Source organism: Bradyrhizobium canariense, assembly GCF_019402665.1.
Taxonomy (GTDB): Bacteria; Pseudomonadota; Alphaproteobacteria; order Rhizobiales; family Xanthobacteraceae; genus Bradyrhizobium; species Bradyrhizobium canariense.
Window position 1 is genome coordinate 229,005 of record NZ_VSST01000019.1, and the last position, 21,896, is coordinate 250,900.

The 21,896-nt window shown below is 64.6% G+C and carries 23 protein-coding genes; 8 read left to right on the forward strand and 15 right to left on the reverse strand.

Annotated features, from left to right (window positions below; translation table 11 throughout):
* The 4 genes from FXB41_RS10290 to FXB41_RS10305 form a co-directional block, all read right to left on the reverse strand.
* The gene (locus FXB41_RS10290) at window positions 1–915 is read right to left on the reverse strand and encodes an ABC transporter permease (protein ID WP_219681684.1); all 915 of its coding nucleotides are present in this window, start codon (window positions 913–915) and stop codon (window positions 1–3) included.
* Window positions 912–2,081 carry an ABC transporter ATP-binding protein gene (locus tag FXB41_RS10295; protein WP_219681685.1) on the reverse strand — a complete coding sequence of 390 codons (1,170 nt, stop codon included), beginning with the start codon at window positions 2,079–2,081 and terminating at the stop codon, window positions 912–914. Before FXB41_RS10295 ends, FXB41_RS10290 begins: the two co-directional genes overlap by 4 nt.
* Window positions 2,082–2,261: 180 nt before the next feature.
* A complete protein-coding gene (locus FXB41_RS10300; protein WP_219681731.1) occupies window positions 2,262–3,722 on the reverse strand; it encodes a glycerol-3-phosphate dehydrogenase in 1,461 nt (486 codons plus the stop codon).
* A 132-nt stretch (window positions 3,723–3,854) separates the two neighbouring features.
* Window positions 3,855–6,542, reverse strand: a complete 2,688-nt coding sequence (locus tag FXB41_RS10305; protein ID WP_219681686.1) for an EAL domain-containing protein — start codon at window positions 6,540–6,542, stop codon at window positions 3,855–3,857.
* A gap of 202 nt (window positions 6,543–6,744) precedes the next feature.
* On the opposite strand from FXB41_RS10305, the gene FXB41_RS10310 reads away from it, so the two are divergent.
* Entirely contained in the window at window positions 6,745–7,848 is a 1,104-nt protein-coding gene (locus tag FXB41_RS10310; protein WP_007596253.1) for an NAD(P)/FAD-dependent oxidoreductase, read from the forward strand.
* Window positions 7,849–8,016: 168 nt separating this feature from the next.
* Here the strand turns inward: FXB41_RS10310 and FXB41_RS10315 are convergent, their stop codons facing one another.
* Window positions 8,017–8,196: a YdcH family protein gene (locus FXB41_RS10315; RefSeq protein WP_007596254.1), complete on the reverse strand. Its 180-nt coding sequence runs from the start codon at window positions 8,194–8,196 to the stop codon at window positions 8,017–8,019.
* 327 nt (window positions 8,197–8,523) lie between these two features.
* Between FXB41_RS10315 and FXB41_RS10320 the strand changes: the two genes are divergently transcribed.
* The 3 genes from FXB41_RS10320 to FXB41_RS10330 all read left to right on the forward strand — a co-directional run bounded on the left by FXB41_RS10320 (window position 8,524) and on the right by FXB41_RS10330 (window position 9,343).
* Window positions 8,524–8,730, forward strand: coding sequence for a YdcH family protein (locus tag FXB41_RS10320; RefSeq protein WP_007596255.1), 207 nt, complete (start codon window positions 8,524–8,526; stop codon window positions 8,728–8,730).
* A gap of 119 nt (window positions 8,731–8,849) precedes the next feature.
* Window positions 8,850–9,068: a hypothetical protein gene (locus FXB41_RS10325; RefSeq protein ID WP_007596256.1), complete on the forward strand. Its 219-nt coding sequence runs from the start codon at window positions 8,850–8,852 to the stop codon at window positions 9,066–9,068.
* A 23-nt stretch (window positions 9,069–9,091) separates the two neighbouring features.
* Entirely contained in the window at window positions 9,092–9,343 is a 252-nt protein-coding gene (locus FXB41_RS10330) for a hypothetical protein (protein WP_007596257.1), read from the forward strand.
* Here FXB41_RS10330 and FXB41_RS10335 read toward each other — a convergent pair whose 3' ends face one another.
* Entirely contained in the window at window positions 9,344–10,081 is a 738-nt protein-coding gene (locus tag FXB41_RS10335; RefSeq protein ID WP_219681687.1) for a GGDEF domain-containing protein, read from the reverse strand.
* 141 nt (window positions 10,082–10,222) lie between these two features.
* Here FXB41_RS10335 and purE point away from each other — a divergent pair, with 141 nt between their 5' ends.
* Together purE and FXB41_RS10345 are read left to right on the forward strand one after the other, a co-directional pair.
* A complete protein-coding gene (gene purE, locus FXB41_RS10340) occupies window positions 10,223–10,711 on the forward strand; it encodes a 5-(carboxyamino)imidazole ribonucleotide mutase (RefSeq protein ID WP_007596259.1) in 489 nt (162 codons plus the stop codon).
* The gene (locus FXB41_RS10345) at window positions 10,708–11,814 is read left to right on the forward strand and encodes a 5-(carboxyamino)imidazole ribonucleotide synthase (protein ID WP_219681688.1); all 1,107 of its coding nucleotides are present in this window, start codon (window positions 10,708–10,710) and stop codon (window positions 11,812–11,814) included. The genes purE and FXB41_RS10345 overlap by 4 nt, the downstream gene beginning before the upstream one ends.
* Window positions 11,815–11,850: 36 nt before the next feature.
* On the opposite strand, the gene aqpZ is transcribed toward FXB41_RS10345, so the two are convergent.
* A complete protein-coding gene (gene aqpZ / locus FXB41_RS10350) occupies window positions 11,851–12,573 on the reverse strand; it encodes an aquaporin Z (protein WP_007596263.1) in 723 nt (240 codons plus the stop codon).
* A 260-nt stretch (window positions 12,574–12,833) separates the two neighbouring features.
* Here aqpZ and rpsU point away from each other — a divergent pair, with 260 nt between their 5' ends.
* Window positions 12,834–13,142, forward strand: coding sequence for a 30S ribosomal protein S21 (gene rpsU / locus FXB41_RS10355; protein ID WP_007596265.1), 309 nt, complete (start codon window positions 12,834–12,836; stop codon window positions 13,140–13,142).
* 125 nt (window positions 13,143–13,267) lie between these two features.
* Window positions 13,268–13,918, forward strand: a complete 651-nt coding sequence (locus FXB41_RS10360) for a tetratricopeptide repeat protein (RefSeq protein WP_007596267.1) — start codon at window positions 13,268–13,270, stop codon at window positions 13,916–13,918.
* Between the two features lie 28 nt (window positions 13,919–13,946).
* Here FXB41_RS10360 and FXB41_RS10365 read toward each other — a convergent pair whose 3' ends face one another.
* From FXB41_RS10365 to FXB41_RS10400, 8 genes are all read right to left on the reverse strand, one after another.
* Window positions 13,947–14,894, reverse strand: a complete 948-nt coding sequence (locus tag FXB41_RS10365; protein WP_219681689.1) for a hypothetical protein — start codon at window positions 14,892–14,894, stop codon at window positions 13,947–13,949.
* 92 nt (window positions 14,895–14,986) lie between these two features.
* Complete coding sequence (locus FXB41_RS10370; RefSeq protein WP_007596270.1) at window positions 14,987–15,271, reverse strand: cupin domain-containing protein; 285 nt, start codon at window positions 15,269–15,271, stop codon at window positions 14,987–14,989.
* Window positions 15,272–15,305: 34 nt separating this feature from the next.
* A complete protein-coding gene (locus tag FXB41_RS10375) occupies window positions 15,306–16,403 on the reverse strand; it encodes a calcium:cation antiporter (protein WP_007596272.1) in 1,098 nt (365 codons plus the stop codon).
* Window positions 16,404–16,473: 70 nt separating this feature from the next.
* Complete coding sequence (locus tag FXB41_RS10380; RefSeq protein ID WP_219681690.1) at window positions 16,474–17,955, reverse strand: sodium:proton antiporter; 1,482 nt, start codon at window positions 17,953–17,955, stop codon at window positions 16,474–16,476.
* Window positions 17,909–18,706: an alpha/beta hydrolase gene (locus FXB41_RS10385; RefSeq protein WP_007596276.1), complete on the reverse strand. Its 798-nt coding sequence runs from the start codon at window positions 18,704–18,706 to the stop codon at window positions 17,909–17,911. Before FXB41_RS10385 ends, FXB41_RS10380 begins: the two co-directional genes overlap by 47 nt.
* A gap of 157 nt (window positions 18,707–18,863) precedes the next feature.
* A complete protein-coding gene (locus tag FXB41_RS10390) occupies window positions 18,864–20,261 on the reverse strand; it encodes an NAD(P)(+) transhydrogenase (Re/Si-specific) subunit beta (protein ID WP_007596277.1) in 1,398 nt (465 codons plus the stop codon).
* Window positions 20,262–20,303: 42 nt separating this feature from the next.
* Complete coding sequence (locus FXB41_RS10395; RefSeq protein ID WP_007596278.1) at window positions 20,304–20,621, reverse strand: proton-translocating transhydrogenase family protein; 318 nt, start codon at window positions 20,619–20,621, stop codon at window positions 20,304–20,306.
* 11 nt (window positions 20,622–20,632) lie between these two features.
* On the reverse strand, window positions 20,633–21,760 hold the full coding sequence (locus FXB41_RS10400) for a Re/Si-specific NAD(P)(+) transhydrogenase subunit alpha (RefSeq protein WP_219681691.1): 1,128 nt from the start codon (window positions 21,758–21,760) through the stop codon (window positions 20,633–20,635).
* Between the last annotated feature and the right edge of the window lie 136 nt (window positions 21,761–21,896).

Genomic DNA, 21,896 nt, shown 5'->3' on the forward strand with positions numbered 1-21,896 from the left:
TCACCGTCCCTGTTCCAGCTGCCGCTTCTGCAGCCGTTCGTACAGCAGCAGCGGGACCAGCAGCACCACCAGCAACACGATGGCCGCGGCGGAGGCGACCGGCCAGTCCTTGTTGGTGAAGAATTCGAGCCACAGGGTCTGACCGATCATCAGCGCATTGGAGCCGGCCATGAGATCCGGAATGACGAACTCGCCGACGATGGGGATGAAGCACAGCAGCACGCCGGCGCCGACGCCGGGCAGCGACAGCGGGAAGGTGACGAGCCAGAACACCTGCCAGCGCGGTGCGCCGAGATCGGAGGCGGCCTCCTCCAGCACCGGCTCCATTTTGGCGAGCGTGGCATAGAGCGGCAGGATCATGAACGGCAGGTAGGAATAGACGATGCCGATATACATCGCGCTGTCGGTGGAGAGCCACACCACCGGCTGGCTGACGAGATGCAACGCAAGCAGGATCTGGTTGAGCAGGCCGTCATGCTGGAGAATGTTGATCCAGGCATAAATGCGGATCAGGAACGAGGTCCAGAACGGCACGATCACCAGCACCATCGCCACGGCCTGCCAGCGCGTCGGCAGCCGCGCCATGCCGTAGGCGATGGGATAACCGATCAGGAGCAACAGCGCGGTTGCGGTGACGGCGACGGTGAGGCTACGCACATAGGCGAACACGTAAATATCGTCGGAGACGAGCAGCCTGAAATTGTCGATCGACAGCGCGGCAAAGGCGGCCTTCAGCGCCCCCCATCCCGCCATCAGGTCGAACACCGGCTCGTAAGGCGGCTGCGCGATCGCCGTCTGCGACAGACTGATCTTCAGCACGAAGCCGAACGGCACCAGGAAGAACAGCACCATCCAGACATAGGGCGCGATCGCGGCAAGGCGAGCGGGTCGCGCAAAAATGCGGCGCGCGCTCATGACGGCAGCACCACGCAGTCGTCGGGCGTGAACCAGGCGACGACAGGCTGGTTCAGGCTGTAGGCGTCGACATCGAGGCGCGCGCTGTTGGCGACCGAAGCCTGCAGCATCCCGCCGGCGTCCAGCTTCACCTTGTAAGTGGTGGTGCCGCCGAGATAGCAGATGTCGGCGATCACGCCGTCCAGCTGGTTGATCGCCGTTTCATGACCGGCTTCCCGCACCGGACCACGGCGCGACAGCTTGACCTTCTCGGGGCGGATCGCAACCGATAATCTGCCCTCGCCGAACGGCTCGCGCGGCTCCGCCACAACCAACGGTCCCGCATCGCGCGTGCCTATGACCAGACGATGACCGTCGCGCAATTTGGACTCGGCGTCGAACAGGTTGATGTCGCCGACAAACTCCGCGATCCAGCGCGAGCGTGGCGCCTCGTAGAGCTCGCGCGGGCTGGCGACCTGCGCGAGCTTGCCGTCCCTCATCACGCCGATCCGGCTCGCCATCGTCATCGCCTCTTCCTGATCGTGGGTGACGATGATGAAGGTCATGCCGAGCCGGCGCTGCAGCTCCATCAGCTCGCCTTGGGTGCTTTCGCGCAGCTTCTTGTCCAGCGCTGCGAGCGGCTCGTCGAGCAGAAGGAGCTGCGGGCGTCGCGCCAGTGCGCGCGCCAACGCCACGCGTTGGCGCTGGCCACCGGAGAGCTGATCGGGCTTGCGCTTCTCGAGCCCATCGAGCTTCACCAGCGCGACCATCTCCGCAACGCGCGTGGCGATGTCGGCGCGCGCCATGCCGGCGCGCTTCAGGCCGAAGGCGATGTTGTCGCGGACCGACAGGTGCGGAAACAGCGCGTAGTTCTGGAACATCATGTTGATCGGCCGCTCATGCGGTAGCGCCTGCGCGATGTCCTTGCCGCCGAGCAGGATGCGCCCTTGATCCGGCGCTTCGAAACCGGCGAGCATGCGCAGAAGCGTGGTCTTGCCGCAGCCGCTGGGCCCGAGCAGTGCAAAGAACTCGCCGGCCTTGATGTCGAGCGACACGCCGTCGACGGCCCGGAACGTCCCGAACGTCTTGGCGACGCCCTCGATGCGCAGCAGCGGCTCGCCGGCCGCGAACTGCGTCTCTCCAACCGCAGCCGCAGCCGCGTCTGTTCCGGGCAACTCGTCAGTCATGGTCCCTGCCAACCCCAATCCCGCCGCACGCTAGCGGCCGATCGTCCCCAGCTCAACCGGTTCGGGAGTAGCGTCCACTACAGCCCCGTAGCCCGGATGGAGCGCCAGCGTAATCCGGGACGGTCTGTCAGCGGTGAGACTTTCCCGGATTGCGCTTCGCTCCATCCGGGCTACCACTGACTAGCCCACACCCGCCATGAACGCCGCCAGCGCATCGCGGTCAGCCTCCGGCATGGTCAGGCCGAGCTTGGAGCGGCGCCACAGGATGTCCTCGGGAAAACGCGCCCATTCGTGGGTCATGAGATAGCGCACCTCGGCGCCCGTCAGCTCGGGACCGAAGGCGGCGCCGAGATCGTCCCGGGTCTTCGCCTCGGCAAGCACGACCGATAGCCGCGAGCCATAGGCCGCGACGAGGCGTTGGGCCTGCGTCTCCGACAGAAAGCGCCAACGGTCGCGCGCAAGATCGACCTCGGTGTCGAAACGGTCCCAGGCAAAATCTCCGCCGGGCAGCGCCGCGCCGGCGGTCCAGGGCGGCGACATCGGATAGAACGGCGTCAACTTCGTCACCGCGCGCTCCGCCCGCAGGCGCGAGGTGGTGACGTCACCGCCGAACATCGTGATCAGCGGCGCCTTGCGCCGCCGCGCGTCGAACAGCGTCGTGCCGTCACGCCGGCGCGCGGACGCCAGCGTCAGGTTGACGCCGGAGACCGCGCGCACCACGTCGGTCGGGGCAACGCGCTCGCGGAAATAGCGGCTCGCCGCTTCGCAGAGATAGCCGACATCGGCCCCCGGCATCGCGACGATCGCGGGATCGCCGGTGAAATCGTGCGTTACTGTTCCGATCAGGGTGAAATCGCGCTCGATAGGACTCGCGAAGATCAGCCGGCCATCGCTGTTCTGGAAGACGTAGACGTTATCGGAATCAAACAACCGCGGGACGATGATCTGGCTCATCTGCGTCGCCACCATGGCGGGTTGCGGCTGCCGCAGCACGGTCTCGGCGACCATCGACGTCCAGCCGCCGGTGGCGTTGGCCAGTGCCCGGGCCGTGATCGTGCGACGATGGCCGCGGTCGACCACCGCGAGCCGCCATGTATCGGTTCGATCGGCACGCACACAGCGCGCTCCAGTCCGAATCACGGCGCCGCGCTCGGCCGCATCCAGTGCCGTGAGCACCACCAGTCGGGAATCGTCGACGACGCAGTCCGAATATTCGAAGGCCGTGCCGAATGGTCGTTTCAGCGCGTTGCCGACCGGATGATGCGTGATGTCGAGGGTCGCCGTTGCAGGCAGGCCGCTCCGGCCGGTGAGGCTGTCGTAGAGGAATAGGCCAACGCGCAGCAGCCATGGTGGGCGCTCGTCGGAATGCGCCGGGATCACGAAGCGCATTGGCCGAACCAGATGCGGCGCGATCCGCAGCCAGGTCCGGCGCTCGGCGAGCGACCGGCGCACCCTTCGGAAGCCGCGCCGTTCCAGGACCGAGAGATCGCCGTGGATCAGCCGCGGTGTTGCCGAGGACGCCGCGCCGCCGAGATCGCCCTGCTCCAACAGGATGACCCGCAGGCCGCGGCCGGCGGCATCGCGCGCGAGGCTGACACCGTTCAGGCCGCCGCCGATGATCGCAAGATCGTAATCCGCCATGAAGCCGTCGAATGGGAGCGAAACGCTCGCCATCTCTAGAGCCATTTCCGTTCCGATGAAATCGGAACGGGGCTCTGGATTCCAGTTTGGCCCGTTTTCTTGACGCGAACCGGCACTTCGCTCGAAAACGCTCTAACCGGTCTTGAGCGCAAGCTCCATGACTTCGGCGCGACCAACGAGGCCGGCATATTTTCCGATCGGCAGGGGCTTGCCGAGCAGATAGCCCTGCACGCCGTCACAGCCTTCCGCGGCGAGGAAGGCAAGCTGTTCCAGCGTCTCGACGCCCTCGGCGACGATCGACATTTCCAGGCCATGCCCGAGATCGATCACCGCGCGCACGATCGCTGCTGATTGCGGGTTGCGGCCGAGATTGATGATGAAGGCGCGGTCAATCTTGATCTTGTCGAACGGGAACGCCTGGAGATAGCTCAGCGAGGAATAACCGCTGCCGAAATCGTCCATGGAAATGCGCACGCCGAGCGCCTTGAGCCGGCGCAGCAGCGCAAGGCCGCGATCGAAGTCCTCGATCAGCACCCCCTCGGTGATCTCGAGCTCGAGCCGGCCGGGGGCAAGACCCGTCTCGAGCAGGATGGAATGGACGAGCCCGACCACGTCGCCGTGCATGAACTGCGCCGGCGACAGGTTGACCGCGATCTGAAGCGGTGTCGGCCAGGACGCGGCCTCGCGGCAGGCCTCGCGCAGGATCCACTCGCCCATCTCGACGATCAGGCCGCTTTCCTCCGCGATCGGGATGAATTCGGCCGGGGAGACCTGGCCGCGCACCGGATGCTGCCAGCGCGCCAGCGCCTCGAAGCCGATGATCTCGCTCTCGGCGACGCTGTGGCCCGCTGCTCCCTGCGGCTGGAAGGCGAGCGAGAGCTCGCCGTTCTTGATCGCCATCGAGAGATCCTGGTGCAGCACGCGGCGATCGCGGATCTGCTGGTCCATCTCCGGTTGGAACAGGCTGATCGTGCCGCGCGATTTCTGCTTGGCGCGGAACAGCGCCGCGCCGGCATTGGCGAGCAACGAGGCGGCGTCGGCGCCGTTGTGCGGGAAGATCGACATGCCGGTGGTGACGCCGGCACGGACCGGGCGGCCGTCGATCTGGAATTCCTTGGCGACGGCATCACCGATCTGCTGCGCCAGCGCGAGACCTGCCTCCGGCTGCTTGCCGTCGATGATCAGGCCGAACTCGTCGCCAGACAGGCGCGCCACCACGCCGCCGCGCGCGGAGTCCTGGAGCCGCTGGGCCACCTCGACCAGGAGCTTGTCGCCGTGCGCATGACCGAAGACGTCATTGACCTCCTTGAGGCCGTCGAGATCGACGCACAGAACCGCGAACTCCTCGCCGGTGCCCTCGCAGGCCTCGATCATCTGGGTCAACGCCTGCAGGAAAGCGGCGCGGTTCGGCAAATCGGTGAGGCCGTCGTGATAGGCCATGTGCGCCATGCGCGACTCGGTCTGCCGGCGATCGGTGACGTCCTCGTGGGTCTTGATCAGATATTGCGGCTCGCCGGTGTCGCTCAGCACGGTGGCGCGGCGGGTGAGAAACAGCCGCAGCCCGTCCTTGGTGGAGATCGGGTGCTCTTCGGTGATCATCCCGCGCTTCTTGATCGCGGCTTCGTCGCGCGCAATGATCAGCTTGGCTTCCTTGGGATTGAAGATGTCGGACGCGGTCAGGCCCGTGGCTTCCTCGCGCCTGCGGTTGAGGATCGTCTCCGCGCTGCGGTTGGCGAGCAGGTAGCGGCCGTCCTTGACCTGCTCGACGATCAGGGCCACCGGGATGTTGTCGACCACGAGCTCCAGGAACTTCTTCGTGCTCTCCAGCTCCTTCGACAGCGAGCGGCGATCGGTGATGTCCTCGAACACGAGCATCAGGAATTCGGGCTTGTTGCTCTCGTTGCGGACCACGATCCGGATCGAGGCAACCATGCGCCGCTCACCGGCGCGGTCGACCTCGAATTCGTTGCGAAACTGGCCGTCCTGCGAATCGAGTGCCGCCCGGTCGGTCGCCTCGATGCTGTCCGCCGAGACAGGCGCAAACAGCTCGCGCGCGTTCTTGCCGACGACATGGTCGCGCGAGAACCCCCAGAACCGCTCATAAGCGCTGTTGGCGAAGATGTAGCGACCATCCTCGATGTTCTTCGCGGCCACGCAGGCCGGCACGTGGTCCAGCAATGTTTCCAGGAACTGCTTGGTGGAGGCGAGCTGCCGCGACAGCCTGCGCTGCTCGCTGACGTCCAGATGCGTCGTCACCGAGCCGCCATTGGGCAGCACGAAATATTTCACCAGGATGGCCCGCCCGTCCGGCAGTTCGGTGATCAAGCCGTTGGTGCTTGCCGCCTTCTCATAGAACTCGTCGTTGGAGGCGCCCCCGAGCACACCGCGCTTGCGTCGCAGCTCAAGGAGTTCGTAGCCGTTCATGTCGGCCCAGAGATCCGACCGCGCCAGGCCGTAAATCTCGATATAGCGGTCATTGCAGAAGATGATGCGCCGCTGCGCATCCGTCATCACCACGCCCTGGTTGAGATTGTTCATCGCGGAGGAGACGAAGGCATTGCGCCGCAGCTGCAGACGCCTGGTCCGGCGCAGCGAGGAATGGATCCACAGCGCGATCGCGACGAGGAACGAGCAGATCACGATGCCCGCGATCAGAGCTTCCCAGATCACGTTGGGATCGAGGTGGCCGAGATAGCTCGGAGGAGTGAAGCTGTCGGAGAGGGCAAAGGCGCGCGCAGGCGTCACCGCTGCGGCCAGGCACACGACGGCCTGCACCGCAATCGGAAGCGCGCTGCCCGCGTGCCAGTTCTTCTCAGCCATCAGCCACCCGCGATTTCAACGTCGGATTGTCTGGCCTCGCGGGTTTGGATCGGGTAAACGCCTGTACGCGCAACGAAAAAATGTGGCATCAAATACGGCAATTGCCCTGACATGATAAATGCTTCGTTAACGGAAAACGCCCCCGCGCCGCCGGTCCCAGGCGTGAGGCCATCGTCGCTTCGAGCGGACGTCCTGCACTACCATGGATAGGGTCGACTGCGTCGTCGTCGGAGCCGGCGTGATCGGGCTCGCGGTGGCTCGCAAGCTGGCGCAAGCCGGGCGCGAGGTGATCGTGCTCGAGGAAGCCGAGGCCATCGGCACCATCACCTCCTCGCGCAACAGCGAGGTGATCCATGCCGGCATCTACTATCGCGCCGGAAGCTGGATGGCGCGCATGTGCGTCGACGGCAAGCACGCGCTCTACCGTTACTGTTCCGAGCGCGGCATCCCGCACAGGAATAGCGGCAAGCTGATCGTCGCGACCAATCCGAAAGAGACCGAGAAGCTGCAATCGATCAAGGCGCATGCCGAGGCCAACGGCGTGCTCGACATGCAGTTGCTCACGGGCGATGCGGCATGTGCGCTTGAGCCGGCGCTCGCCTGCGACGCCGCGCTGCTGTCGCCGTCGACTGGCATCATAGACAGCCACGCCTACATGCTCTCGCTGCGCGGCGAAGCCGAGGACGCGGGCGCGGCCTTCGCGTTTCACACCCCGCTGATCCGTGCCAAGGCCACCGCCGGCGTCATTGAAATCGAGGCGGGCGGCGAAGCGCCGATGACGCTGCAATGCAGCCTCCTCGTCAACGCCGCCGGGCTCTCGGCGACCACGGTGGCGCGCAACATCGAGGGCATGCCGCTGGAACGGATCCCGACGGCCTACCTCGCCAAGGGAAACTACTTCAGCTGCAATGCCAGGGCGCCGTTCTCGCGCCTGATCTATCCGGTGCCCGAGCCCGGCGGGCTAGGGGTGCATCTGACGCTGGACATGGCCGGGCAGGCACGTTTCGGCCCCGACGTCGAATGGATCGAGACGATCAATTATGAGGTCGACCCATCACGCGCCGAGCGCTTCTATCCGGCGATCCGCAAATACTGGCCGACGCTGCCTGACGGCGCGCTCATGCCGAGCTATTCGGGCATCCGCCCGAAGATCGTGCCGCCGGCGGTGGCCACGCAGGATTTCTTGATGCAGGGCCCGCGCGATCACGGCGTCGAAGGCCTGATCAACCTGTTCGGCATCGAGTCGCCCGGGTTGACGTCATCGCTTGCGATCGCGGATCACGTCGCCGAGCTCGCAAATGTCTAGTGGTTTAAAGCGAAGTGGATTCCAGTTGCGCGTAAAGAACCGCGTCCAGACAAGAAGCTAGAGCCGCACAAATCCTTGTACGGTGCGCGCCTTGCAGCAGGGATGAGCGCAAAGGCTCCCATCCCTGCCTGAAAGGGTGCGATCAACTCTACGCTGTTACGGGGGTTGCTAGTGGAGCGTGTCGCCGTGCCTGAGACGCTCGATCTGGTCCTTGACCATCAACTTCCGGCGCTTCAACTCAACAATTTGCAGGTCGTCTGTTGAAAGGTGCACGAGAGCTTCGTGCAATTCGTTTTCGAGAGTTTTATGCTTCCGTTCCAATTCAACCAGATGTGCCTGAATTGTCATTCGAAACCTCCTCGGTAGGGGTGAACCTTGGATTCGACCGGACGAGGAAGTGTACATCACCGATTCGTTCTGTCGATGGATATCAGTCGTCGCAGTGTCATTTTTAAAAATTCATATGTAACGAAGCGTGAGTAAGGGAACCACGCGGGAAAAATCCGTGATATCAATGCGCTTGCGCAACGCCGGAGCGACCGCAGAAATATCTCGCGGGAGATCGGCGCGCGACAGCCCGAGACCGCTTGCGATCACGGCGCGCAAGGACGATAGTTTCCACAGGGCATCCACAGCCTTAATCTCACGCCTATCGGTTTTTCGGCCACCGCAGACATGACCAATGAAGATGCGCGCGAACTCGAATCCGAGCTCGCCCGGTTGCACCAGGAACACCGAGATCTCGATGTGGCGATCGATGCACTGCATCAATCGCCCGCCCCCGACCTGTTGCGGTTACAGCGGTTGAAGAAACGCAAGCTGTTGTTGCGTGACCGTATCGCGTTCATCGAAGACCAGATCACGCCCGACATCATCGCCTGATCCACAGGAGGAGAGCTTTACGGCAGCTCGCCGCACGCGAATCCGCTTGACTCGAAAGGAACAAAATAAGAACATTTGCGCACCAACGCCCCCAGGAAAACCGTCCAAGGAAAACGCAGATGTCGGCAACCGCCCTTCTCGACAACAGCCATTATGAACAAGCCTGCGATCAGGCGATCGCGATGTGCGACGGCAATCTGCGCAGCACCATCAAGGCGCTGATCATGGCCAATGAATATCTGGAGGCCGAGCTGGAGGAATTGCAGGCGGCCATTTCCGCCGGCTGCATTCCGGAGACCTCACGCAGCAAGATGCGGAGCAAGAGCAGCGCAGCCTGAGCTGTCAGCTATCGGAGCCGACCATGTCCGATGTCACCTATTACGTTGCATTACCTTTCCTGACCGACGAGGACGGATCGCCGGTCGCAGGTGCGGCCGAGGAATGCCAGACCGCGGCGGCCGCGTTACGGCGCGCCGAGGTTATGTCGCACGGCGCCGGCCACACCGGCGCCGTCGCGTTCAGCCGCAGCGGCGATCCCATGACTGGCGAATTCGGCGACGCCAAACTGCTCCGCAGCTTTGGCAACGTACCGAAAGACCTCGGCACGCTTTAACTAGCTGCTGACGAGCCTGATGCGCGGCTCGTGCCGCCGGTGCGCCTTGCGCACATACATCGCGGCATCGGCCTCTTCCAGGGCGCGCGCGGCGTCGGACTGTACCCCGAGCAGGGCCACGCCGGCGGAAGCGCCCGCGCTCACGTGCTGGCCGCGAAAGACAAAGGACAATTCGTCGACAGCCTGCTCGAAGGCCGCGGCCTTCGCCTTGGCGTCGGTCTCGCTGAGATTCCAGAGCAGCAGCGCGAACTCGTCGCCGCCGAGCCGGCCGACCACGTCGGAGGCGCGGATCTGCCGCGTCAGCGTGGTGGCAATCGCCTTCAGCACCTCGTCGCCGGCCGCATGGCCGAAGGAATCGTTGATCGGCTTCAGCCGATCGACGTCGAGCACGATCAGCGCGCCGCTGGCGCGGTAGCGCTTCATGTAGGCGACGGCGCGTCCGAGTTCGCGTTCGAAGCCGCGCCGGTTCGGAATTTCGAGCAGGAAGTCGGTGTCGGCGGCCGCCTCGAGCTCCGCGACCCGCCGCAGCGCCCCCTTCAGCTTGCTCCGGAGGTCACGGATGGTCGCGTTGATGGCCGTCTTGATGACCGCTTTGGCGCCGTCATCGGCAGACGCTCCGCGTCGCGACGGTCTGGTCGGACGCTTGACCGGACGCTTAAGAGCAACTTTGGAGCGAGCGGCGCTGGTTTTCGGGCCCTTTTTGGCCTTCGCAGCGCTCGCCCTTTTTGGTTTCTTCATGGGCATCCTGCTCAATGAAGGCTTGCGGGGATTCACCAAGACAGGATAGTGCATTCCCTTCTCCTTGCCACCGCCTTGCGAGCCACCGGCCGGAACCGCTAATCTGGCCTATCTTCCTGTTTTTCGAGCACAATTCACGTCATGACCGCGCCGATCGCCATCATCATGGGAAGCCAGTCGGACTGGGACACGATGCGGCATGCCGCCGACACGCTCGCAGGACTCGGCGTTGCCGCCGACACCCGCATCGTTTCAGCCCACCGCACCCCCGACCGGCTGTTTACGTTCGCCAAGGGCGCCAAGGCGGCTGGTTACAAGGTCATCATCGCCGGCGCGGGCGGCGCAGCCCACCTGCCCGGCATGGCGGCGGCGCTGACGGAACTGCCCGTGTTCGGCGTTCCCGTCGAATCGAGGACACTCAAAGGCATCGATTCGCTCTATTCGATCGTTCAGATGCCCGCGGGCATCCCGGTCGGCACCCTCGCGATCGGCAAGGCCGGCGCCATCAATGCGGCGCTGCTGGCGGCTGCCGTGCTGGCCTTGTCCGACCCGGCCTTGTCCGACCGCCTCGCCGCCTGGCGCAAGGCGCAGACCGAGGCCGTGGCCGAGCGCCCGGAGGACAAGGCGTGACTGACGCAAAGCAGGTGAAGCTGAAGCCCGGCGACACCATTGGCATCCTCGGCGGCGGACAATTGGGGCGGATGCTGGCTATGGCGGCGGCACGGCTCGGCCTGCGCTGCCAGGTGTTCTCGCCGGATCCGGACTCACCGGCCTTCGACGTCGTCCTGAATGCGACCTGCGCCGAATATGCCGATGTCGAAGCACTCGAGCTGTTCGCCAACGACGTCGACGTCATCACCTACGAATTCGAGAACGTGCCGTCCGCGGCCGCGATGGTGCTGGATGCGCGCCGCCCGGTGCTGCCCAACCGCAAGATTCTCGAGACCACCCAGGACCGACTCGCCGAAAAGGATTTCGTGACCCGGCTCGGCATCGGCACCGCGGCCTATGCCGACGTCACCTCGGTCCCGTCATTGCGCGAGGCGATCGCCAGGATCGGCCTTCCGGCAGTGCTGAAGACCCGTCGCTTCGGCTATGACGGCAAGGGCCAGGCCATCATCCGCGAGGGCGACGACATCGCGAAAGTGTGGACCAGTCTCGCCACCAAATCGGCCATCCTGGAAGCCTTCGTGCCGTACGAGCGTGAGATTTCCGTGATCGCCGCCCGCTCGGCCACAGGCCAGGTCGAGTGTTTCGACGTCACCGAAAACGAGCACCGCGACCACATCCTGAAGATCTCCCGTGCGCCCGCGCGGATCCCGGATGTGCTCGCCGAGGAAGCGCGCAGCATCGCCGGCAAGATCGCGGGCGCGCTCGATTATGTCGGCGTGCTTGCCGTCGAGATGTTCGTGCTCGCCAACGGCACCGGACCCAAGGTGCTGGTCAACGAGATCGCTCCGCGCGTGCACAATTCCGGACACTGGACGCTCGACGGTGCGTCCGTCTCGCAGTTCGAGCAGCACATTCGCGCCATTGCCGGCTGGCCTCTCGGCAAGCCCGTGCGCCACGGCGAAGTCGTCACCATGACCAATCTGATCGGCGACGAGATCAACGAGTATGAGAACTGGCTGAGCGTGCCGGGCGCGACCGTGCACATTTACGGCAAGGGCGCGCCGCGTCCCGGCCGCAAGATGGGCCACGTCACCGAAGTGCGACCCACGACCGGCAAATAACGGGACCGCGGCGTATGCCGCGATCCCGCTTTGCGATTACGCCGTCTTTGCGCCCGCGACGACGCCGGTGGGTTCGTCGCTGAGCCAGCGATAGATCACTCCGCCCAGCGCGCCGCCGATCAGTGGCGCAACCCAGAACAACCAGAGCTGCGACAGCGCCCAGCCGCCGACGAACAATGCGGGGCCCGTGCTGCGCGCCGGGTTCACCGAGGTGTTGGTGACGGGGATGCTGACGAGATGGATCATCACCAGCGCGAGCCCGATCGCCAGCGGCGCAAAGCCCACGGGCGCGCGGCCGTGGGTAGCGCCCATGATGATGAACAGGAACATCATGGTCATGACCACCTCGGTGAGAAAGCACACGATCATGCTGTACTGGCCGGGAGAATGGGCGTCGTAGCCGTTGGACGCGAACCCTTTACTGACGTCGAAGCCGGGCGCTCCGCTTGCGATGACGTAGAGAAGCCACGCGGCCACGATCGCGCCGGCCACCTGCGCGATCACATAAGGCAGGATCTGTCCGGCCGGAAAACGTCCGCCGGCAGCAAGGCCGACAGTGACGGCCGGATTGAGATGGCAGCCGGAGATGTGGCCGATCGCATAGGCCATGGTGACCACGCTCAGCCCGAATGCGAGGGAGACACCGACCAGACCGATGCCGACCTGCGGAAAGCCGGCTGCGATCACAGCACTTCCGCAACCTGCGAATGTGAGCCAAAAGGTGCCGATAGCTTCGGCCGCGTATTTCTTCATATCCATGTGTCGTCCCCTGCTTTCAAAGATTCCGGAACAAAGCTCCGGAAACGGCCCCACCCTTGGCGTCAAATCTCCCAAATCAGGGCCGCACAGAGGTATTTTGCCTCATTTAATGGCTGAACTTGGCCCGAAAACCCGCTTGGCCGGTGGACATCCCAGGTTTTGTCTGATACATCCGCGCCCTCAAGGTTAAGGGCTTGTGCGTTTCGCCATCCCCTTTGACTTACCAGAATTCAAATCCGATCCACTGAAGAGGATGCCGCGTGCAGGTTCTCGTCCGCGATAACAATGTCGATCAAGCCCTCAAGGCGCTGAAGAAGAAGATGCAGCGCGAGGGTATTTTCCGCGAGATGAAGCTCCGCGGTCACTACGAAAAGCCCTCCGAGAAGAAGGCCCGCGAAAAGGCCGAAGCCGTGCGTCGCGCACGCAAGCTGGCCCGCAAGAAGCTGCAGCGCGAAGGCCTGCTGCCAATGAAGCCGAAGCCGGTGTTCGGCGCTGGCCCTGGCGGTGATCGTGGCGGTCGCGGCGGCCCGGGTGCTGGTGCAAGTGCCGGTCCGCGCGGACCGCGCTGATTTACCGGACTTGAGAGACTTCAGTTTTCGATGACGCGGGCCCCTGGCCCGCGTTATTGTTTTGTGAGCAGTGCCTTCCTGGGATGGGGCACTCCCGATGCGGCACTAGCGCGAGCGAACCGTAGATGGCCTCCCCTTTCCCCAAGCGCGGCTTGGCGCGGTTACGCCAGATCTTGCTGCAGCCATTTGCGCTGGCCTTGATGGGGATTTCGCTGTGCGGCTGCTCCTTCGACCTGGGATCGCTGACGCCGGAGAAGGAAAAGCCGCAGGAGGCACCCAAGGCGGCCACGACCGCCGAGAATGTGGTCAGCGCCGGCAATGTCAGCGAAGCCCAGGCCCATACAGCAAAGGCCCAAGCCTTGGCAAAGTCCGGCGAGACGGCGGCCGCGCTCGATGAATTCAATCACGCGGTCGGACTCGATCCCTACAATGCGCAGGCGCTCTATGGCCGCGCCCTGATCTACCAGGGCAAGAACCAGCACGATTTCGCGATCGCCGATTTCAGCGCGGCGAGCGGCCTTAACCCGCAGAAGGTCGAGCCGCTGCTCGGCCGCGCCAACAGTTATCTCGCCCTCGGCAAGGCCAAGGAGGCCGCGGCCGATCTGGATGAGGCTTCCGAGGCCGATCCCCACAATGCCCAAGTTTGGACCATACGCGGCCAGGCCTATGAACGGCTGGGCGACAGGACCAAGGCGGCGGCGTCCTACACCAAGGCGGTCTCGCTTCGTCCACGCGACGATGCCGCCCGCAGCGGCCTCGCCCGCGTCGGCGGCTGACGATTCTGGCGAAGCCGCAGGCGCCGTCTTAATCCGGGGTGACGCCCTTCGGCAGAACGGAGTGGAACATGGACTTGACGCCCGACAGCATGTCGTCGGCGACATTGGTCTTCGGCCGCGGCATGGACGCGCCGGCATCGGCGCGCAGATCGAGCGGGGGCGCGATCATCGGGACAGGAATGTCAGCCGGCGGCGTCAGCCGATTCGGGTTCTCGTTGCCGACCGAGGCCGTGTAGGGCGGGTTCGCCTGCGACGAGCCGCCATCGCCATAGGCCTCGGCTGCGGGCGTCGAGACCGTGATCGGCGGCGGCAACGGACGCACCGTTGACTGATCCAAGGGGATGATACGCGGAGCCTCCGGGCTGCGAGCGACTTCGCGCACCGCAGGCTCCTGAGTCTTCTCGGGCGCCTTGGCTTCCGAAGACTTGGTCTCAACCGACTTGGCCTCAACCGACTTGGCCTCAACGGCTTTACCCTCAGGCGACTTGCGCAGGCGCTCGATCGCGGCGCGCACGAGATCGTTGGCGTCGGGGGTTGCGGTCGGTGCGGCAGCAGCCGGCGCCGAATTGGCCTCCACCACCGGGGTGGCGGGAACGGGTGCACTGACGACCGGGGTGGACTTGGCGACTGCCTTCTCGCGCGCGGACGGCTTGCCGCGCGGGGCGGCCTCGGCCGGTGCGACGTCCGCCGTAGAAGTCTTTGGCTCCGCGGCGGGCTGATCGCCAGCCTTCTCGGTCGCCGGCTTGTCCGCCACCTTCTTCTCGGAAATACCCTTGGCCTTGACGCCCGGCGTGGGCAGGTTGGCCAGATCGGCGGGCTTGCCGTTCTTGCCAGCGTCGGCAGGCGCCATCACGGCCGCGGGTGCATCCGCCGCCGGCTTCGCGTTGATGTAATGATTAACGATGTATGCCCCGATGATCGTTGCGAGCACCGAGGGGAAGATGTCCATCGAGATTTTAGCGATGTATTTCAGCATTCCGGCCACTCCCCGCGCGATCTGATGCGGGAACTTTGAGGCATAGTGAGGGATCAACTGCGACGGATCAATGGCAAAGGGGTACGCCGGATTTACGACTTCAGCTCAACCTCAAGGAACACGATCTCGGTTGCGGTTTCGTTAAGCACATCGTGCTGGACGCCGGCCTTGCGAAAATAGGATTTTCCGGCCGCAAGCTGCGCCTTGGACCGCTCGCCATTGGGTGCCACGATGGTCATTTCCCCTGCGACCACGGGAACAATGACGTAGTCCATGCCGTGGGTGTGATGCCCGGTGGCGCTGTTTGGCGCGAGCCGCCACTCGGTCACCCGAACCTGCTCATTGTCGACCTGAACCTCGGACTCGGCGGCAAGCATCGGAACTCTCCTGGGGCATATCCGGAAAACCGGTTCAGGGCACGAAAACCATGAACACGTAGACGGCAAATACCACCATATGGACCAGCCCGAACAGGACATTGGTCCTGCCCGTACCGAAGGTCAGCATGCTCAAAAAGAAGGTCAGGAGCAAAAGCACGCTGCCCTGGCCGCTGAGGCCGAGCGTGAGCTCCTTGTCGAGTGCATAGGTGGCGACACCGACGGCCGGGATGGTCAGCCCGATGGTGGCGAGCGACGAGCCGAGCGCGAGGTTGATGCTCTTCTGAAGGTCGTTTTTGCGAGCCGCCGAGACGGCTGCGACGCCTTCCGGCAGCAGGATCAGGAGCGCGACCAGAAGTCCGGCAAAGGCAGGCGGCGCGCCGATCCTGGCCGCGACCGCATCGACCACCAGCGAGAATTTCTTGGCCAGCAGCACGACCGCCAGCAGCGCAATCAGCAGCAGCACGACGCTGAGCGCCAAGGTCCTCCCCGACAGATGCGCCTCCCCGCTCCCGCCGCCCGCCCGGTCGTGAACGAAGTAATCCTTGTGCAGCACGGTCTGGGTGTAGAGAAACACCCCATACAGCGCGAGTGTGACCACGTCGACGAAGCCGAGTTGAGCCGCCGAATAGACGGGGCCCGGCGTGGTGGTCGTGTAGTTCGGCATGATCAGGGTGATGGTCGCGAGCGCGAACAGCACGCTGAGATAAACGTTGGCGCCGGAGAGCTGAAAACCCTGCTCGCGATAGCGCAGGCCGCCGATGAAGATGCAGAGCCCGACGAGGCCATTGCAGACGATCATGACCACGGCGAACACGGTGTCGCGCGCCAGTTCCGGGGCCGGCTTGTCGCCCAGCATGATCGTGGTGATCAGCGCCACCTCGATGATGGTCACCGCGAGTGTCAGCACCAGCGTGCCGTAGGGTTCGCCGACCCGCTCGGCGATCACTTCGGCATGATGGACCGCGGCAAACACCGTGCCGAACAGGATGACGAGGAGCACGAGGGCGAAGACGAGCCCGCCGAACGACAGCGTGAACGCGTAGTCCGTCGCGCTGACGGCCGCGAACAGCAGCACGGCCAGCGCCGGAAAGATCCAGGCCGACCGAGGCATCGGATTGTGCGCGCTCATCCACCGGCTCCAATTGCTTCGCGCAAATTCATCGCATCTTGGGCGAGCAGTAGCAAATCGGGTGGCGGATTCAATGCCAGCGCAGGATCGGAGCGAACGGCAGCAGCGTCAGCAGCACGAATAGCGGGATCAGCACCGCGCTGGCGCGCACGAAATAACCGAAGAAGCTCGGCATCTTGATGCCGTTCTCGCTGGCGATGCTGCTCACCATGAAATTCGGCGCATTGCCGATATAGGTGAGCGCGCCCATGTAGACTGCGCCCATGGAAATGGAGGCGAGCGTGCCCGAGAGTTCGTGCATCAGCACCTGCGGGTCGCCGCCGGCGAGCTCGAAGAACAACAGATAGGTCGGCGCATTGTCGAGGAACGCCGACATCAGACCGGTGAACCAGAAATAGGCAACCTCGCGCGGCGTGCCGTCCGGCGCCGTCACGGCCGACAACAGCCAGGCGAACGCGCCGTGATGGCCGGCATCGAGCATGGCGATGACCGGGATGATCGCGACAAAAATGCCGGCGAACAGCTTCGCGACCTCGCGGATCGGCTCCCAGGTGAAGCCGTTGGCCTGCCTGTGCTCGTCCGGCGTCAACCACACCGACAGGGCCGCTATGGCCAGCAGCGCCGCGTTGCGGGCGATGTCTTCCAGCTCCAGCCTGGTTCCGAGAATGTCGAAGGCGATGCCGGGCTTCCACATCGCCGACACCAGCAGGCTCGCGACGATGGCTGCGATCAGCACCAGGTTGACGAGGCCGCGGATGCGGACCGGCTTCGCGGCGCCGGCGGCGCTGAACAAAGGTTCGCTACGGAAGCGCCAGACGTCGATGACGACGAAGATCGCGAGCAGCAGTCCGGCAACGATCGCCGTCTGCAGCCAGATGGTCCGCGTGGTCCAGAAGAAGTCGACGCCGTGCAGGAAGCCGACGAACAGCGGGGGATCGCCGAGCGGGCTCAGCGCACCACCGACATTGGCGACCAGGATGATGAAGAAGATGACGACATGGGCGTTGTAGCGCCGCGGCCGGTTGGCGCGGATCAGAGGGCGGATCAGGATCATGGCCGCTCCCGTGGTGCCGACGACGCTCGCCATCACGGTGCCGAGCGCAAGGATGCCGGCGTTGGCCGCCGGTGTCGCCTTGATGTCGCCCGTCACGAGAATGCCCCCAGCCACGACATAGAGCGAGAACAGCAGCACGATAAAACCGAGATATTCGGCGAGCATGGCGTGAACGAGCGCCGCCAGCGTCGCCGTGCTCCCGGCCAAGATGACGAGCGAGGCGAGTGCCAGCAGCGACCAGGCTGCGGCGATCTTGCCGTAATGATGGTGCCAGAATCGTGCAAATAGCAGCGGGCCGAGCGCAATCGACAGCAGCAGGCCGGCAAAGGGAAGCGCATAGGGCCAGCCCATCGCCGCGCCGTCGAGCCCGGTCGCAGCCCATGCGTGCTGTGGCAACAACACGACGAGGATCGCGGCGATGAACCCGCTCGCGCGCCGAACGACAAGTCGTCTAGGAAGCAATGAATCGCCTCGCCGTTTCAATCGCACCGAACGCATCGAGATTGTCGTGTCCACCGCCTGCAAAGCGAACGAACTGCTTCGGTTCATGCGCAAGCGCGAACAGACGCTCTCCGAACACGATCGAAATGGCAAGGTCATTGGTGCCATGCATCACCAATAGCGGCACAGTGACGCGCGGGATGCGCTCGTCGGAATGAAAGGGATCGCGCATCAGCAGACGCACCGGAACGAACCAGAACGATGATGCTGCAATGTCGGCCGTCGATGTATAGGGCGCTTCCAGGATGAGTTTTCCAACACGATGCTCCGAGGCGATCGCGACCGCCACGCCTGTCCCGAGCGAAAAGCCCCAGGCGGCGATTCGTTCCGCCGCGTAGCGCGCAGTGGTGAAGGCGTAGGCGGCCGCGGCATCGCGCAGCAGGCCCGCCTCGCTCGGCGCCCCGCTCGAGCCGGCATAGCCGCGATAGGACAGCGCGACGAGGCCGGTGCCGTCCGCCGTCATGGCCTTGAAACGGCTGACGCGACCGGCGAGATAATCGCCATTGCCTGGGAAATACAGGATCACGGGGCGGCCGGGCCTCGCCGGCACATGCCAGACGATGACCTTCTCGCCATCAGAGGTGGTCAGGACGTGCTCTTCGGCCTCAGGGAGGCCTGCGGCATCCGGCGCGGTGCGACCGACGGGCGGGATCGGAAACAGCATCTCGCGCTGCCTGACATACAGCACGAGGAGACCGGCGCAATAGACGGTCACGAGCAGGATGGCGATCCACTTGACGATGGTCATGATGACACGGCCCGGCCCCCGTCAAGGCTTTGCACCGGCTCCGCAGCAATTTCATGACCTCGCGGGAGGCGCGCCGGCCGCACGCCGCCCAGTGAGCGGTGTGCCATACGACGCGCTGCTCGCGCGTCGCTTTGGCAATGGCCCGCTTGCCTCCGCGCTACATCGCCTTGACGATGTTCTCGGTGACCTTCTTGGCGTCGCCGAGCAGCATCATGGTGTTGTCGCGATAGAACAGCGGATTGTCGATGCCGGCATAGCCCGAAGCGAGCGAGCGCTTGATGAACATCACGGTGCCGGCCTTCCAGACCTGGAGCACGGGCATGCCGTAGATCGGCGAGGTCTTGTCCTCTTCGGCGGCCGGATTGGTGACGTCGTTAGCGCCGATCACGAACGCGATATCGGCCTGCGCGAATTCGGAGTTGATGTCCTCGAGCTCGAACACCTCGTCATAGGGCACGTTCGCTTCGGCCAGCAGCACGTTCATGTGGCCGGGCATGCGGCCGGCGACCGGGTGAATGGCGTATTTCACCTCGACGCCTTCCTTCTTCAGGACGTCGCCCATTTCGCGTAGCGCATGCTGAGCCTGCGCCACCGCCATGCCGTAGCCGGGCACGATGATGACCTTCTGCGCGTTCTTCATGATGAAGGCCGCATCATCCGCCGAGCCGAGCTTGGCCGGCTTCTGCTCGCCGCCGCCACCGCCGGCCGCCGCGGTCTCGCCGCCGAAGCCGCCGAGGATGACCGAGATGAAAGAGCGGTTCATCGCGTGGCACATGATGTAGGACAGGATCGCGCCGCTCGATCCCACCAGCGCGCCGGTGATGATCAGCGCGGAATTGCCGAGAGTGAAGCCGATGCCGGCCGCGGCCCAGCCCGAGTACGAGTTCAGCATCGAAATCACGACCGGCATGTCGGCGCCGCCGATCGGGATGATCATGAGGACGCCGAGCGCCAGCGCGATGATGACGATCAGCCAGAAGTCGAGCGCGCTGCCCGACATCACCAGCCCGACGATGAAGACGACGAGGGCGATCGCGAGCGCGATGTTGATGATGTGGCGGAACGGCAGGATGATCGGCGCACCGCTCATCCGCGCGGACAGCTTCAGGAACGCGATCACCGAGCCGGTGAAGGTCAGCGCGCCGATGGCGACGCCGAGCGACATCTCGACCAGGCTCTGCGGATGGATGTTGCCGGGGCTGCCGATGTCGAAGGCCTCCGGCGCGTAGAACGCACCGGCGGCGACCAGCACCGCGGCCATGCCGACCAGCGAATGGAAGGCGGCGACCAGTTCCGGCATGGAGGTCATCGGCACGCGGCGGGCGATCACCGCGCCGACGCTGCCGCCGATCGCGATGCCAAGGATCACGAGGATCCAGGCGAGGCCGTCCGCCGGCGGATGGCTGGCCAGCGTGGTGGCGACCGCGATCGCCATGCCGATCATGCCGAAGAAATTGCCCTGCCGCGATGAGGCGGGGCTGGACAGCCCGCGCAGTGACAGGATGAACAGCACACCCGCCACGAGATACAGAACTGCAGCCAGATTGGCGTTCATCTCAGGTCCCCTTTGTCTTCGTCACCCCGAGGTGCACGCCGCTCACTTCACCTTCTTCTTGTACATCGCCAGCATGCGCTGGGTGACAAGGAAGCCCCCGAAGATATTCACGCAGGCAAAGATGAGCGCGATGAAGCCGAAGCCGCGCGCCCAGCCCGAGCCGCTCGAGATCATGCCGACGCCGACCGCGAGCAGCGCGCCGACCACGATCACCGAGGAGATCGCGTTGGTCACGCTCATCAGCGGCGTATGCAGCGCCGGGGTCACCGACCACACCACGAAATAGCCGACGAAGACGGCGAGAACGAAGATCGACAGCCGGAAGACGAAGGGATCGACGACTTGTGCAATATGCTCCATGACGGCTCTCCTTACGCTTTCGGCTGGAAGTTCGGGTGGATGACGGCGCCGTCTCTGGTCAGCGCGGTCGCTTTGACGAGTTCGTCGTCCCAGTTCACGGCCAGCGCCTTGCTGGTCTTGTCGACCATCGTTTCGATGAAGTTGAACAAATTGCGCGCGTAGAGGCTGGAGGCCGACGCGGCGACGCGGCCGGCAACGTTTGTGTAGCCGACGATCTTGATGCCATCGACATCGGCGACCTCGCCCGCCTTGACGCCTTCGACATTGCCGCCGCGCTCGACGGCGAGATCGACCAGCACCGACCCCGGCTTCATCGACTTGACCATGTCGGCCGTGACGAGCCTCGGCGCAGGCCGGCCCGGAATCAGCGCGGTGGTGATCACGATGTCCTGCTTCTTGATGTGCTCGGCGGTGAGCGCGGCCTGCTTGGCCTGATACTCCTTGGACATTTCCTTGGCGTAGCCGCCGGCGGTCTGCGCGTTCTTGAATTCCTCGTCCTCGACGGCGAGGAATTTTGCGCCGAGCGATTCGACCTGCTCCTTGGTGGCGGGCCGGACGTCGGTCGCGGTAACGACGGCGCCGAGACGGCGCGCGGTCGCGATCGCCTGGAGGCCGGCGACGCCGACGCCCATCACGAACACTTTGGCGGCGGGCACCGTGCCGGCTGCGGTCATCATCATCGGGAAGGCGCGTCCGAAGGCCTCGGCGCCCTCGATCACGGCGCGGTAGCCGGCAAGGTTGGCCTGCGAGGACAGCACGTCCATCACCTGCGCGCGCGTGATGCGCGGCATCAATTCCATCGCGAAGGCGGAGACGCCGGCATCGGCGATCGTCTTCAGCGCGGCCTCATTGCCGTAGGGGTCCATGATGGCGATGACGAGCGCGCCGCGCTTATACTGCGCCAACTCGGAGGCTTCAGGGCGCTTCACCTTGATGATGATGTCGGCGTCCTTCAGCGCGTCGGCGCTGACGGTGGCGCCCACGGCGGTGAATTCGGAGTCCGGCAGACCCGACTTGAGGCCGGCGCCCGGCTCGACGGCGATCTCGGCGCCCAGCGCCTTGAACTTCTTCACCGTATCCGGCGAAGCGGCGACCCGCGGCTCCGACGGATCGATTTCCTTGGCAACGGCGATCTTCATAGGCCCTCCGGCGACGCGGGAAAGAGCGCGCACGCGAACTTAGCGTTACTCCCGCAACGTTGGATACCGGTTTTCAATCCGGCTTGATTGCAAATTTTATGGGCACCGACGACGCTGGCGGTGCTGCAGGCGATGG

Bases quoted from the DNA above. Each gene is read 5' to 3' on its own strand.
- FXB41_RS10360 (WP_007596267.1), top strand. From the start codon at position 13,268: ATGGCCTCCCCTTTCCCCAAGCGCGGCTTGGCGCGGTTACGCCAGATC.
- FXB41_RS10310 (WP_007596253.1), top strand. From the start codon at position 6,745: ATGGATAGGGTCGACTGCGTCGTCGTCGGAGCCGGCGTGATCGGGCTC.
- FXB41_RS10305 (WP_219681686.1), bottom strand. From the start codon at position 6,542: ATGGCTGAGAAGAACTGGCACGCGGGCAGCGCGCTTCCGATTGCGGTG.
- FXB41_RS10300 (WP_219681731.1), bottom strand. From the start codon at position 3,722: ATGGCGGATTACGATCTTGCGATCATCGGCGGCGGCCTGAACGGTGTC.
- FXB41_RS10290 (WP_219681684.1), bottom strand. From the start codon at position 915: ATGAGCGCGCGCCGCATTTTTGCGCGACCCGCTCGCCTTGCCGCGATC.
- FXB41_RS10400 (WP_219681691.1), bottom strand. From the start codon at position 21,760: ATGAAGATCGCCGTTGCCAAGGAAATCGATCCGTCGGAGCCGCGGGTC.
- FXB41_RS10330 (WP_007596257.1), top strand. From the start codon at position 9,092: ATGTCCGATGTCACCTATTACGTTGCATTACCTTTCCTGACCGACGAG.
- FXB41_RS10325 (WP_007596256.1), top strand. From the start codon at position 8,850: ATGTCGGCAACCGCCCTTCTCGACAACAGCCATTATGAACAAGCCTGC.
- FXB41_RS10335 (WP_219681687.1), bottom strand. From the start codon at position 10,081: ATGAAGAAACCAAAAAGGGCGAGCGCTGCGAAGGCCAAAAAGGGCCCG.
- FXB41_RS10395 (WP_007596278.1), bottom strand. From the start codon at position 20,621: ATGGAGCATATTGCACAAGTCGTCGATCCCTTCGTCTTCCGGCTGTCG.
- FXB41_RS10385 (WP_007596276.1), bottom strand. From the start codon at position 18,706: ATGACCATCGTCAAGTGGATCGCCATCCTGCTCGTGACCGTCTATTGC.
- FXB41_RS10320 (WP_007596255.1), top strand. From the start codon at position 8,524: ATGACCAATGAAGATGCGCGCGAACTCGAATCCGAGCTCGCCCGGTTG.
- FXB41_RS10375 (WP_007596272.1), bottom strand. From the start codon at position 16,403: ATGAGCGCGCACAATCCGATGCCTCGGTCGGCCTGGATCTTTCCGGCG.
- FXB41_RS10295 (WP_219681685.1), bottom strand. From the start codon at position 2,081: ATGACTGACGAGTTGCCCGGAACAGACGCGGCTGCGGCTGCGGTTGGA.
- purE (WP_007596259.1), top strand. From the start codon at position 10,223: ATGACCGCGCCGATCGCCATCATCATGGGAAGCCAGTCGGACTGGGAC.
- FXB41_RS10370 (WP_007596270.1), bottom strand. From the start codon at position 15,271: ATGCTTGCCGCCGAGTCCGAGGTTCAGGTCGACAATGAGCAGGTTCGG.
- aqpZ (WP_007596263.1), bottom strand. From the start codon at position 12,573: ATGGATATGAAGAAATACGCGGCCGAAGCTATCGGCACCTTTTGGCTC.
- FXB41_RS10380 (WP_219681690.1), bottom strand. From the start codon at position 17,955: ATGCGTTCGGTGCGATTGAAACGGCGAGGCGATTCATTGCTTCCTAGA.
- FXB41_RS10365 (WP_219681689.1), bottom strand. From the start codon at position 14,894: ATGCTGAAATACATCGCTAAAATCTCGATGGACATCTTCCCCTCGGTG.
- FXB41_RS10390 (WP_007596277.1), bottom strand. From the start codon at position 20,261: ATGAACGCCAATCTGGCTGCAGTTCTGTATCTCGTGGCGGGTGTGCTG.
- FXB41_RS10315 (WP_007596254.1), bottom strand. From the start codon at position 8,196: ATGACAATTCAGGCACATCTGGTTGAATTGGAACGGAAGCATAAAACT.